The sequence below is a fragment of the Flavobacterium sp. LB2P53 genome, assembly GCF_003970305.1.
GTDB lineage: Bacteria > Bacteroidota > Bacteroidia > Flavobacteriales > Flavobacteriaceae > Flavobacterium.
Window position 1 is genome coordinate 95,943 of sequence record NZ_RYDG01000005.1, and the last position, 12,866, is coordinate 108,808.

The window sequence follows — 12,866 nt, forward strand, 5'->3', positions numbered from 1 at the left end:
ATTTCAAATTGATGTTTATGTTAGGAAAAATACAAGTAGGTTATTTAGTCTCGTACGATTATGAACTATTAAAAAATTCGATACCAACAATATACAAAGAATCTAATACTATTTTTTTAGCTATTGATAAGGAACGAAAAACATGGAACGGTGAATTTTTTACTATTGATGATACTTTTTTTGAATGGATTGATGCATTTGATGTTGAAAATAAAATTGTTATATATGAAGATGATTTTTACGTGTCAAGTTTAACTACAATGGAATGCGAGGTTAGAGAAAGAAAAATGCTTTCTGATAAAATGGGAATAGGAAATTGGTTAATTCAAATTGATGCAGATGAATACTTTTTAGATTTTTCAGGTTTTATAAATGATCTTAGGAAGTATGATTCTTTTTTGAAAAACCCAAAAGAAAATCCTGTTCAAATAGGTTGTTTTTTAACTCACTTGTACAAATATACTGATGAAGGAATATTGTATGTTGAAAATATTACAAGAGTTTTACTTGCTACAAACTATCCAAATTACAAAGTAGGCAGAAAGACAAAAGCAAGGGTAATTTACACGGATAAAATTCTTTTGCATGAATGTTTATCAAGAACCGAAGACCAATTAGCTTTCAAATTAAAAAATTGGGGACATAATGTACAAATTAATAACTCTTTCTTTGAAAAATGGAAAGCAGTAAATCAAGATAATTATAAAACATTTAAGGATTTTTATTACATAGAAGCTGATACATGGAAGACTTTAGGTTATTTTCCTACAAAAAATATAGATGAAATTAAAAACTATGTTAGTAATAATAAAGTACTTAGAATTTCATCACTTTATCTTTTTTTTAAAAATTTCGGACAATGGTTTAAGTATTTAGCTAAATAATATTTTTGCTTTTATTAAAACAATCGACTAATCTTATAATAAAACAATTGAAAAGAACTATAATTTTTAATACGTCATTGATAACCAATCAAAAGGTGTTAATTGATATCATTGAAAGCTTCAATTCAAAAGGAATTCTTTTTGGCGACGGAGTGCGAAACAAAATAAAACTTTTTGAATTAGAAGGGAAAACGATAAATATCAAATCTTTCAAAACCCCAAATCTGATCAATAAAATTGCCTACAAATATTTCAGAAAATCTAAAGCCAGACGTTCTTTCGAATATGCAGCTATTTTATTAGAAAAGGGAATTGGTACGCCACAACCTATAGCTTGTGCTGAAAATTTCACTTTGTTGGGATTACAAGAAAGTTTTTATATCAGTGAGCATCTTCAGGCAGAGTTAACTTTCAGAGAATTAGTGCTGCAACCTGATTATCCGGATCATGAGAATATCTTGCGGCAGTTTACCCGATTTACATTTGATTTACATCAAAAAGGAATTGAGTTTTTAGATCATTCTCCAGGAAATACTTTGATTAAAAAAGCAGATGATGGAAGCTATAGTTTCTACCTAGTTGATTTAAATAGAATGAATTTCCATCAGTTTATGGACTTCGAGCTACGCATGAAAAATTTCAACAGGCTTACGCCAAAAAAAGAAATGCTGGCAATAATGAGTGATGAATATGCCAAACTTTACAATAAGAAATACGATGAAGTTTTTGTAAAAATGTGCTTTTATACCAACGATTTTCAAATGAAATTTCATAGAAAAATTGCTCGTAAAAAGAAATTATTGTTTTGGAGATAACTGTTGTTGTCTTTTCCAAAGTTGTTCTAATTCTTGATATCGGATGTGAATTGAATTGGCGTTTAAATAGCAAATAATCAAACCTTTTTTTCCGTCAAGAAATCCTAATCGGATAATGTAATTGAACAAAAAATTATAAGCAGGATGTAAAAAATGTAATAAAACCGAAGGCTTTTGCTTTTTTAAAAACTTCTCCTGTGCTTTGAATTCTCCGTACCGAATCGTTTTCGATTTATACGCTTGAAAATTAGCATAGGAATAATGAATCAGTTTGTTTTTTAGAACACCTATTTTTCCATTCACTTTTAATTTTTCATGAACAAGCCGGTCTGTGGTATATTCAGCTTGATTTTTATTAAAAAGCCTAAATATTTTATCATTCTGATTCCCGCTGAAATGCAATACTTTGCCTTCAAACATAAAAGTTCTGTAGAAAAGAAAAGCCGAAAAGGTTTCATTGGTTTTTATTGTGGCTATAATTTCATTCTTTAATGCAGGAGTCAGTCTTTCATCTGCATCCAAAAATAAAATCCAGTCATTTTTTGCATGTAAAATAGCAAAGTTCCTTTGAGAAGAATAGTTTTTGAATTTATTTTGAATGAAAGTGACTTTTTCAAATGATTTACAAATAGCTTCTGTTTTATCGGTACTGAATGAATCGACAACAATAATTTCATCAGCAAAATCTAAATCAACCAAAAGTGGCTTAATTTGATTTTCCTCGTTTAATGTAATTATTAAAACTGAAATGTTCGTGTTGTGATTGTATTTCATTAATTTTTGAATGTTTTACAAAAATAGAATATTATTCTAAATGTGTTTCCAAGAAAGTATGTAAAGCAGGAATAATCAACTCGGGAGTAAACTCTTTGTAAAACGCAATGGTTTCTTTTTTTATGATTTTAGCCGTTTTGCCTTCAAATAAATCAGGTTTAAACTCTTGTAAATGCAGAGAAACATGATTAATTCCATCTTCAAATGTGGCCCATCCTTTTTTGTCAATCCAAGGCGAAAAAATAATAAAAGAGGGTTTTTCTAATGCTTTTGCCATATTTATTGCCCCGCCATCGTTGCCAATTATCATATCACAATGATTCATGATGGCGATAAACTCTCGAATGTTTTTTCCTAAGAGGGAGAAATAAATTTTTTGTCTAGTACTTTCTTTACACCCATTGTAAATTGTTTTTGCATCTTCAATTTGCTTTGGAAAATAATTAAAAAGAATATTCACATCTTCCTTATCTGCAATAAAATCGACTAATTGAGACATATATTCCAACGAATAGGTTTTGTCTGGACTGCTTCCAATTATGCTGACCATAACTGTTTTTTTAGATTGGTCTATACCGTGAGATTCAAAAAGTGAACTAGCAAAATCATTCTCTACTTTTGTGACATAAATTCTGGGAAATGTTTCTAATTCAATATCCAGATGCAAAGGATTTAGCAATGCTAATCGCTGTTCAATTATTAAACCTAAATTGGTATTGGTCGTTTTTTTTCTAATCACCGTATCCGTATAAAGAAAGTCTCTTCCTTTTTTCCAATACGATATTTTTTGTTTTGCACCCGATAACAATACGACAAGCCAGCTTTCTAATTTGGAATACGCATCTATAATAATATCATATTTTTCAGTTCGAATGGATTTCAATAATTTAAAATATTCCCATTTGCTTTTTTGATGTTTTTCCTGGAAAAGGATGAGATTATCGAAACTTGTATTTCCTTGTAAAACAGCAATGGTAGATTCGTAAACCATATAATCAATTTGCGCTTTTGGGTAGGCTTTGCGCAAATTATTGCATAATATGGAGCTTACTAAAACATCTCCAATCATTTTTTGTTGAATTACAAGTATTTTCATTTGAAGTAAATTTGAAAAGTTATGCTTTTGTTTTCAAGTAATTCATTGCACGAGGACTAATCCAGGTTTGTTTTCGTAGGACATTTAAATAATAAATGGATAAATTTTTAAGCATCAATCGATTCACTTTCAATTTTGGAATAAAAAATAAAAACACGCTTAAAAGCGACAAAAATAGTTTCTCACTAAGAACTCCTAAAATTAATAATGTATGTAAATAGAGTTGTATTCCTGTTGAAAATTGATTGCTGATGTACACGTGTTTTGAGATGATCACTTCTGTTTTCGTGAGTGCTTTTGTCTTTACATTTAATCGGGATGCACCACCATGTTGATGGAAAATAGTAGCTTTTCGGGTAACGGCAACTTTTCCATCCGTATCAGAAATTTTTTTACAAAGTGCAACATCTTCAAAATAAAGCCAAAAATCTTCATTCCAGCCTTGAATTTTGTTAAACCATTCTCGGCTTATGAAAATGACCGCTCCGGTAACCCAATCTGGGTAAAACAACTCATTGTTGTTATTAAAACGTTTTTCTAATTTTGCCTTATTCAGTTTTCTAAAAATAGATCTTGACACTCCGAAAAATCGTCCTAAAGCCGGAAATAAATTGTTTTGTTTGTAAAAAACTTCGTTTTCGTTTATTTGTAAACAGGATAAAATTCCAATTTCTGGATGGGAAACAGCCGTTTCTAAAAGAATTTCAAGGGCTTCAAGAGTAAGTTTTGTATCTGGATTTAAAAAAAGGAAATGGTTTCCCGTAGCAATGCTTGCACCAAAGTTGCAACCATTTGAGAAACCATTATTACCAGTGTTTTCTATAAATGTAAACTTGGAATATTTTTGTTTAAAAATGTTGAATTGTCCGTCATTCGAAAAATTATCAACAATGATGACTTCGAATGAGAATGTTTTCGAAATAATTGTATCAATGGATTCTAAACATTCGTCTAAGGCTTTCCAACCACGGTAATTGACAATAATTATTGAAATATCCAATAGGTCTTTTTATAAAGATTTTTAAACGAATACGGATTAAACCGCTACGTCATATTCACGTAAAGCATTGTTCAATGATGTTTTCAAATCAGTTGAAGGTTTACGAGTTCCAATGATTAAAGCACAAGGAACCTGGAAGTCTCCTGCTGGAAATTTCTTAGTGTAACTTCCTGGAATCACAACGGAACGGGCAGGAACATATCCCTTCATTTCAACGGGAGTTTCTCCGGTTACATCAATAATTTTTGTGGAGGCAGTCAGGCAAACATTGGCACCAAGTACAGCTTCTTTCCCAACATGTACCCCTTCAACTACGATACATCGGGAACCAATGAAAGCGCCGTCTTCAATAATTACAGGAGCCGCTTGCAAAGGTTCAAGTACGCCACCAATACCAACGCCACCGCTTAAGTGTACGTTTTTACCTATTTGAGCACAACTACCTACGGTTGCCCATGTGTCTACCATAGTTCCTTCGTCTACATAAGCACCAATGTTTACATAACTTGGCATCAAGATAACACCACTGGAAATATAAGCACCGTAACGCGCTACTGCGTTAGGAACAACACGAATTCCTTTCTCGGCATAGCCTCTTTTCAATAACATTTTGTCATGGTATTCGAAAATTCCAGACTCTAATGTTTCCATTTTTTGAATAGGGAAATACATTACTACTGCTTTTTTTACCCATTCGTTTACTTGCCATCCCTCTCCAACTGGTTCAGCAACACGTAATTTTCCGGTATCTAATAATTCAATAACTGCTCTGATAGCATCAGTTGTTGTAGTTTCTTGTAACAAAGCACGGTTTTCCCAAGCTTGTTCTATAATCGGCTGTAATGGATTCATTTTTGATAGATTTTTGACAAAGATAGGGTTTTTAACTAAAAGCAAAAAGTCAAATTAATTTGAAAATGTTATATATTTGTACTTTAAATTGTAGGTACTATGGAAACCATTAGATTAGAATTTCAACCCGAAATCAAAGCCAAAATTCTGGAGTTATTGAGTTCCTTTTCATCAGATGAACTTACAATAGTTCAGGAAAGGTCAATTTTTGAAGAAGAAAAAAGAATGCTTCAGTCCAGGATTGATAAGATTGATAATGGTACTGCTGTATATTCTACTTTTGAGGAATTGGATATTTTGCTGGAAAAAACGATATCAAAATATGAGGATTAAATTAACTATCGAATTTAATCATGATTTAGATGTTATAATTGATTTCATTTCAAAAGACAAACCGCTTACTGCAAGAAAATTTAAAATTGCATTGATAAAAAACATAAAAAAAGATATGCAGCAGCCTTTTCTTTTCAAAAAATCAATTTATTTTGATAATGAAAACACAAGAGATTATGTTTTTAAAGGTTATACAATCGTTTTTAAAGTTGATGTTGCACACGAAACTGTTTTAGTTGTGGCAATTTTGAAACATAGGAATTCGTTTTAAGTAAAAATAGTATGGAAACCATTAGATTAGAATTTCAACCCGAAATCAAAGCCAAAATTCTGGAGTTATTGAGTTTCTTTTCATCAGATGAACTTACAATAGTAAATAGTACAGGAAGATGAGGCGTTTACTAGAAATAAAAAAAAATTAGACGCTTCACTAGAAAAAAATCATAATGGTACTGCAAAACTTTATACAATATACTAAGTTGATGCCTATCTTGATAAAGTGATTTCAAAATATGAAAATTAATTATTCTGATTTTTTTTATGGATTTAGCCGATTAAGCTCAATATGTTTGTAAAACTTCTTATAAATGCCTAGAATTCTCTCCATAGACTACGGTCAAAAACGAACCGGAATAGCGGTTACTGATGAAATGCAAATTATAGCTTCGGGTTTAACCACAATCCCATCGGCAACTGCAATTGCTTTTTTGAAGGATTATTTTGCTAAAGAAAAAGTAGAAGCCGTTCTTATTGGTGAACCCAAACAAATGAATGGCGAACCCTCAGAAAGTGCATCGATCATTAAAGGATTTGTCACGCACTTTACCAATCATTTTCCGGAGATGAAAGTCATTCGGGTTGATGAACGGTTTACTTCAAAAATGGCTTTTCAATCCATGATAGATAGCGGCATGAGTAAGAAACAGCGTCAAAACAAAGCACTTATTGACGAAATATCGGCCACGATTATGCTTCAGGACTATTTGACCAGGAAAAAATTTTAAAATCAGTGTAAAAAAGCTATTTTTTTGCTAAAACGGTTTGATAAATGTAACTTTTGAGGTAAAATTTATGCTTTTTTTTGTGAATATATCATTTACCTTTGCACTTTAAAATCTAGTTATGCCTGACACAACCATACGTACAAATAGTGAAGTAGTTCTTATTGGAGCTGGAATTATGAGCGCCACGCTGGGCTTAATCCTAAAAGAACTGCAACCGGATATAAAAATTGAAATTTACGAACGATTAGATAGAGCGGCGGCTGAAAGCTCTGATGCATGGAATAATGCAGGAACTGGACATGCTGCTTTTTGTGAACTCAATTACACTCCCGTAGGACCTGATGGAAGCATCAGCCCAAAAAAAGCGATCAGTATCGCGGAGTCTTTCGAAGTTTCCAGACAGTTCTGGGCATATCTCGTTCAAGAAAACAGAGTTCCTTCTCCTGAAAATTTTATTAAAAGCATTCCCCACATAAGTTTTGTATGGGGAGAAAAAAATGTTGCTTATCTTAAAAAAAGATTTGACGCGTTGCATTTGAATCCTCTTTTTAAGCAAATGGTTTTTAGTACTGATTTTGCACAATTAAAAGAATGGATGCCGCTGGTTATGGAAGGGAGATCAGAAACCGAAAAAGTGGCCGCCAGTTCAATGGCAATTGGGACAGATGTAAATTTTGGAGAATTGACCCGAAGTATTTTTGGTTATTTAGCAAAACTAGATGGGGTTACCATTCATTATAACCACGAAGTTCAAAAATTAAAACAACGAGAAGATAAGTTATGGCGCATAAAAATCACTGATTTAGCTTCCGGTCAAAAGAGAAAAACATACTCTAAATTTGTTTTCATTGGTGCTGGGGGTGGTTCCTTGCCATTATTAGAAAAAGCAAATGTGCCCGAAGGCAAAGGCTATGGCGGCTTCCCAGTGAGCGGACAATGGCTAAAATGCACAAATCCGGAAGTGATTGCAAAACACCAGGCTAAAGTATATGGTAAGGCAAGCGTGGGAGCACCACCAATGTCTGTACCACATATTGATTCCCGAATGATAAATGGAGAAAAGCAATTGCTTTTTGGTCCTTTTGCGGGTTTTTCGACTAGGTTTTTAAAAAATGGCTCCTATTCAGATTTACCTTTATCGATAAAATCAGATAATATTATTCCAATGTTAGCCGCAGGTATTAAGAATATACCCCTTACCAAATATTTAATTGAGCAAGTGCGCCAATCCCCTAAAGACCGAATTAATGCGTTAAGAGAATATGTTCCCAAGGCACGATCCAAAGACTGGAAAATTGAACGTGCCGGACAACGGGTACAAGTGATAAAAAAAGACGAAAAAGAAGGAGGCATACTGGAGTTTGGTACCGAAGTAATTACCACTGCAGATGGATCTTTATCCGTTTTGCTGGGGGCTTCTCCAGGTGCTTCAACAGCAGTTTCTATTATGATAGATTTGATAGGAAGATGTTTCAAAGAGGAAATTAAAACGGCGGAGTGGCAGGAGAAATTAAAAATCATGATTCCTTCTTATGGTCAAAATCTCAATGAAGATCCAATTTTATTAGAGAAAATCAGAAAAGAAACGGCTGCCGTCCTAAAACTGAATAATTAGAAAGTCAGCACAAAAATAAAAAGAGTTTGAATTAGATAGGAATCTGGTTCAAGCGCTTTTCTTGTTAAGATTCCTTTAATGCTGTTGTGGTTTTTAAAATAGTTTCGGATAAACTGGTCAGCCAGATTAATTGTTCGATTACCAATTGTGCTTCTTGCATTTTCAATTGAAAAGCCTTTTCATCAATAGGAATTCCTGCTTTCAATTCTCGGGCACGTATATTTTTCAATTCGGTAAAACGTAGCGCTAAATCCTCTTTGGGAAGGTTTTCTTTTAGCTTGAAATCATTTTCCTTCAAAAGTGCAATAGCCTCATCCAGATTTCTAATCACAGTATCCACCACCACATTGAATGCTTCAGATGCGGAGGTTGTTTTATGGGATTGAATGTAAGTTCCTAAAGACGCTAATGAGGAGAGAAGAGAGTGATTTAATACCGTTAGTTTATAGACTTTAGGCAGCTGTTTTTGTTTTGATTTAGGCTCTTGTGCCATTCTCTGAAAAGAAGCCATTAAATTCCCAATCTCGATGAAAGCATTTTTACGAGCCAAGCGGTACGATGTAGAAACGGTTCCTTTTTTATTATAAAAAATTGAAATTTCCTTCAGGTAATTTTGATTGGCATTGATGGATTTTTCTAAATGCATGGGCATGTTTAAAAATTCCCAAGAAGGCCATAAAAAATGATTGGCCAAAAAAGCAAGACCGGCACCTACAATGGTGTCCAGTATTCTAAATTGAACAAGATCCCCTATGTTAGGAGTCACAATTCCATAAATAAAAACAACATACATGGTTACAAATGTGGCACTGACTTTGTAATTTGTTTGGGTAAAAGAGAATCCTAAAAGCAAGCAAAGAATAGAAAGAATACTGATTATAATGTTGTCTTTGACAAAGAAAAGAATTCCAAAGGCAATTAATCCACCTAAAACAGTACCTAGAATTCTATGAAAAGAACGTTGTTTAGTCAAGCCGTAACCGGGTCGCATGATAACGATAATAGTCAATAAAATCCAGTATACATTATGAAAAGGCAGTATTTTTCCAATAATAAAACCAACTAATAGCGCTATTGTTAATCGTAAGGAATGCCTGAAAATAGTGGAGGAAAAACTCAGATTCTCTGTCAAAGTACGCCACGGATAATACTGCGGCGTTAAGAATTTTTCTAAATCGGTATCGATTCCTGTAAAATCCTGTAAATTAACAATTGAGGTAAAAGCACGTTCTACAATTTTTATTTTCTCGACTTGCTTTTCCGCATATTCCAGCATAGTGGTAAGCATAAAAACGCCTTCTGAGGCAGAATTTTTCCCTAAATCTTTTTCATAATCAGTGATTGCCAGCTGTAAGGCGTTCAAATCGTTTAGCAATGTGTGTTTTGGAATATAATTCGTTCGTTTTTTTACACTTTCAGATAATTGTTTTAAACTTGCGGCCAGATTGTAGGCTAAGTTTTGATACGTCAGCAAGACCCTTGGATGATTGTCGAATTTTCGGTGCAATTTATCATGGTCAAATGACGTAGACAATGCCACTTCAAGGATTTCTACCATTGCTATAAAAACAAGCAACATTTTTCGATTTTGATTAGAAGAACCTGCGCTGATATGGCTGTTAATCAATACTTCTCTTATGTTTTGATGAATTGTGTTCAACTCGACCTGAAGGTTTAACTGCTTTTCAATAATTGCTTTTTTATCTGCATCTATGGTCCATAAATCTCCTCTTAGCTTCAAATATTTAGCCGTAAGTTTGATGCATTCAGCAATTTGTAATTCGATGTAGCGATGTGGTCTGATGTAGTGAAAAGTAAGTGAAACAACGAGATAGAATAATCCTCCTGCTAGAATCAAACCGGAATGTTGTACCATAGCCCAACCGGTATTTATATCAGAAAATGTCAAGGAGAGTGAAATCAGGGCGGAGAAAGAAACCATTGTAGCTCGTTGTCCGTAAACGGATAACATGGATGTCAGGAAAACTAATAAGGCTAAAAAAGGATAAAAAATCCAAGAATACGGATAAATTATATTTACTAGCAAATTCACACTAGCAACAAGAATGGTGGCAACAAGAATCCCGTTGACTTTATGTTTCAGACTACTTGGAATGTCACTGGGATAAGTAAAAAAGGCTCCAAGAGCTATTGTAAAGCCTACTTCGAATTTGCCAAAAAAAGAAAACAGCATCACCGGAATCACAGTGGCGATAGTTACTTTTAGGGCATTAGTGAAATACGTCGTATCGGTAAATTTTTGGATTTTATGAATCATACAATTGTATTGCTTGCAAAGGTAAGGATTGTAGGAATTTTTCAAAGGAATACTATCGGTCTTTTAACCTAAATTTTAAATAGTGATGAATTATCATTAGAGCATTATTCATTGGCTATTTTTTTACTATTTTTGCAGACCGAATTAAAAGAGAACTTATTTCGATTTTAATAGCTAATATTTAATACAACACGAATGATTTTACCAATTATAGGATATGGTGATCCAGTTTTAAGAAAAATAGGGGAAGTTCTCTCACCAGAACATCCAAACTTGAAAGAAACGATTGCCAATATGTATGAAACAATGTATAATGCCTATGGTGTGGGTCTTGCTGCACCACAAGTAGGATTAGCGCTTCGTTTATTTGTAATCGACACGACTCCTTTTAGCGACGATGAGGAATTAGAAGATGCAGAACAAAAAGAATTAAAAGGATTCAAAAAAACCTTTATCAATGCAAAAATGATACAAGAAGAAGGTGAAGAATGGAGTTTCAATGAAGGCTGTCTGAGTATTCCGGATGTCAGAGAGGATGTTTATAGAAATCCAACCATAACAATTGAGTATTGCGAAGAGGATTTTGTAATGAAAACCGAAGTTTTTGACGGATTAATCGCCAGAGTAATCCAACATGAATACGATCATATTGAAGGAATTTTATTCACCGATAAAATTTCATCATTAAAAAAACGATTGATTCAAAAGAAACTGAAAAACATTTTAGAGGGAAAAACATTCCAAGACTACCGAATGAAATTCTTTGCCAAAAAAGGAAGATAAAACAGCTTTTTAACTTCGCTTGGTATGATTTTTGGTTTCAAATAAAAATAAATAAGTCAAATTCTTAATAATAATTCCACAATAACATGAATTTAGAAAAAATATTAGCCATTTCTGGGAAACCAGGTTTATATGTATTGAAAGTGCAAACAAGAACCGGATTTGTAGCAGAATCATTAGCGGATGGAAAAAAAATCACCGTAAACTTGAAAAGCAATGTAAGCTTACTATCGGAAATTTCAATTTATACCTATGAAGGCGAAAAACCTTTAGCCGAAATCATGCAAAAAATTGCTGATAAAGAAAGCAAAGGTGCGGCAATATCCCATAAAGAAGACAACACTACATTGATGGCTTATTTCAAAGAAGTTTTACCTGATTATGATGAAGAAAGAGTATATCCTTCTGATATCAAAAAAGTGCTGAACTGGTATAATATGCTTCAAGCAAAAGGACTTGTTACTGATGAAGCTCCTGCTGCTGCAGTGACAGAAGAGGTTGCAGCCGAAGAAACTCCAGTAGCGGAAGTTAACGCTCCTGCTAAAAAAGCAAAAGCTAAAAAAGAATAATCAGATTTTAAAATACTATTTAATCCTGTTCAGTTGTTTTTCTGAACAGGATTTTTTTATTTTTACCAAAAACTATCCCTAATGAATTCAAGACAAAACCAACTGCAAGCTTTCGAACGAGTATTAGATATTATGGATGATTTGCGTGAAAAATGTCCTTGGGACAAAAAGCAAACTATGCAAACCTTGCGCCATCTTACCATTGAAGAAACCTATGAATTAGGCGATGCTATTTTAGACAATGATTTGAACGAAGTCAAAAAAGAATTGGGTGATTTGTTGTTGCATATTGTTTTTTATGCCAAAATAGGAAGCGAGACGAACGATTTTGACATTGCTGATGTGTGTAATGAAATTTGTGAAAAGCTAATTCACCGTCATCCCCATATTTACAGTGATGTGGTGGTAAAAGACGAGGAAGAAGTGAAACAAAACTGGGAAAAACTAAAACTCAAAGAAGGCAGAAAGTCCGTTCTGGAAGGTGTTCCAAGAAGTTTACCCGCATTAGTAAAAGCAAGCCGAATCCAGGAGAAAGTAAAAGGAGTGGGTTTTGATTGGGAAGAATCGCATCAGGTTTGGGATAAGGTTCAAGAAGAATTAGACGAATTACACGTTGAGGTTGAAGCAGGAGATCAGGATAAAATTGAAGCCGAATTTGGGGATGTTTTATTTTCAATGATCAATTATGCCCGATTTTTAAATGTAAATCCAGAAGATGCTTTGGAACGAACCAATAAAAAATTTATCAAGCGCTTTCAATATTTGGAAAGTAAAGCAGGAGAATTGGGAAAACCTTTAATGGATATGACACTTGCTGAAATGGATGTTTTTTGGGAAGAAGCGAAGAAACTATAGTGTTTATT

Annotated in this window: 14 protein-coding genes; 9 read left to right on the forward strand and 5 right to left on the reverse strand. The window is 33.4% G+C overall.

Annotated features, from left to right (window positions below):
- The first annotated feature begins 17 nt into the window (after positions 1–17).
- Both EKL95_RS07990 and EKL95_RS07995 read left to right on the forward strand, forming a co-directional pair.
- On the forward strand, positions 18–884 hold the full coding sequence (locus tag EKL95_RS07990; RefSeq protein ID WP_233589393.1) for a hypothetical protein: 867 nt from the start codon (positions 18–20) through the stop codon (positions 882–884).
- A gap of 77 nt (positions 885–961) precedes the next feature.
- Entirely contained in the window at positions 962–1,699 is a 738-nt protein-coding gene (locus EKL95_RS07995; protein WP_370275742.1) for a lipopolysaccharide kinase InaA family protein, read from the forward strand.
- On the opposite strand, the gene EKL95_RS08000 is transcribed toward EKL95_RS07995, so the two are convergent.
- From EKL95_RS08000 to EKL95_RS08015, 4 genes are read right to left on the reverse strand one after another with little or no spacing between them, the layout of a single operon-like run.
- Complete coding sequence (locus EKL95_RS08000; protein WP_126554426.1) at positions 1,682–2,473, reverse strand: glycosyltransferase family 2 protein; 792 nt, start codon at positions 2,471–2,473, stop codon at positions 1,682–1,684. The genes EKL95_RS07995 and EKL95_RS08000 overlap by 18 nt on opposite strands.
- 31 nt (positions 2,474–2,504) lie before the next feature.
- Positions 2,505–3,569, reverse strand: a complete 1,065-nt coding sequence (locus tag EKL95_RS08005; protein ID WP_233579278.1) for a glycosyltransferase family 9 protein — start codon at positions 3,567–3,569, stop codon at positions 2,505–2,507.
- A gap of 19 nt (positions 3,570–3,588) precedes the next feature.
- Positions 3,589–4,569 carry a glycosyltransferase family 2 protein gene (locus tag EKL95_RS08010; RefSeq protein ID WP_126563929.1) on the reverse strand — a complete coding sequence of 327 codons (981 nt, stop codon included), beginning with the start codon at positions 4,567–4,569 and terminating at the stop codon, positions 3,589–3,591.
- A gap of 36 nt (positions 4,570–4,605) precedes the next feature.
- A complete protein-coding gene (locus tag EKL95_RS08015) occupies positions 4,606–5,421 on the reverse strand; it encodes a 2,3,4,5-tetrahydropyridine-2,6-dicarboxylate N-succinyltransferase (protein ID WP_126460476.1) in 816 nt (271 codons plus the stop codon).
- 99 nt (positions 5,422–5,520) lie between these two features.
- Between EKL95_RS08015 and EKL95_RS08020 the strand changes: the two genes are divergently transcribed.
- The 4 genes from EKL95_RS08020 to EKL95_RS08040 all read left to right on the forward strand — a co-directional run bounded on the left by EKL95_RS08020 (position 5,521) and on the right by EKL95_RS08040 (position 8,373).
- Positions 5,521–5,754, forward strand: coding sequence for a hypothetical protein (locus EKL95_RS08020; RefSeq protein WP_126460479.1), 234 nt, complete (start codon positions 5,521–5,523; stop codon positions 5,752–5,754).
- Positions 5,744–6,025 (forward strand): type II toxin-antitoxin system RelE/ParE family toxin, encoded by a 282-nt coding sequence (locus EKL95_RS08025; protein WP_126460482.1) that lies wholly within the window; start codon positions 5,744–5,746, stop codon positions 6,023–6,025. Before EKL95_RS08020 ends, EKL95_RS08025 begins: the two co-directional genes overlap by 11 nt.
- Positions 6,026–6,341: 316 nt before the next feature.
- Positions 6,342–6,758, forward strand: a complete 417-nt coding sequence (gene ruvX, locus EKL95_RS08035) for a Holliday junction resolvase RuvX (RefSeq protein ID WP_126460485.1) — start codon at positions 6,342–6,344, stop codon at positions 6,756–6,758.
- A gap of 118 nt (positions 6,759–6,876) precedes the next feature.
- Positions 6,877–8,373: a malate:quinone oxidoreductase gene (locus tag EKL95_RS08040; protein WP_126515525.1), complete on the forward strand. Its 1,497-nt coding sequence runs from the start codon at positions 6,877–6,879 to the stop codon at positions 8,371–8,373.
- Between the two features lie 64 nt (positions 8,374–8,437).
- Here EKL95_RS08040 and EKL95_RS08045 read toward each other — a convergent pair whose 3' ends face one another.
- Positions 8,438–10,651 (reverse strand): FUSC family protein, encoded by a 2,214-nt coding sequence (locus EKL95_RS08045; protein ID WP_126554428.1) that lies wholly within the window; start codon positions 10,649–10,651, stop codon positions 8,438–8,440.
- A gap of 195 nt (positions 10,652–10,846) precedes the next feature.
- On the opposite strand from EKL95_RS08045, the gene def reads away from it, so the two are divergent.
- The 3 genes from def (at position 10,847) to mazG (ending at position 12,858) form a co-directional block, all read left to right on the forward strand.
- Positions 10,847–11,434, forward strand: coding sequence for a peptide deformylase (gene def / locus EKL95_RS08050; protein WP_126563930.1), 588 nt, complete (start codon positions 10,847–10,849; stop codon positions 11,432–11,434).
- Positions 11,435–11,520: 86 nt separating this feature from the next.
- Positions 11,521–12,003 (forward strand): DUF5606 domain-containing protein, encoded by a 483-nt coding sequence (locus EKL95_RS08055; RefSeq protein ID WP_126460497.1) that lies wholly within the window; start codon positions 11,521–11,523, stop codon positions 12,001–12,003.
- A gap of 81 nt (positions 12,004–12,084) precedes the next feature.
- Positions 12,085–12,858, forward strand: coding sequence for a nucleoside triphosphate pyrophosphohydrolase (gene mazG, locus EKL95_RS08060; RefSeq protein ID WP_126561896.1), 774 nt, complete (start codon positions 12,085–12,087; stop codon positions 12,856–12,858).
- The last annotated feature ends 8 nt before the right edge of the window (positions 12,859–12,866 follow it).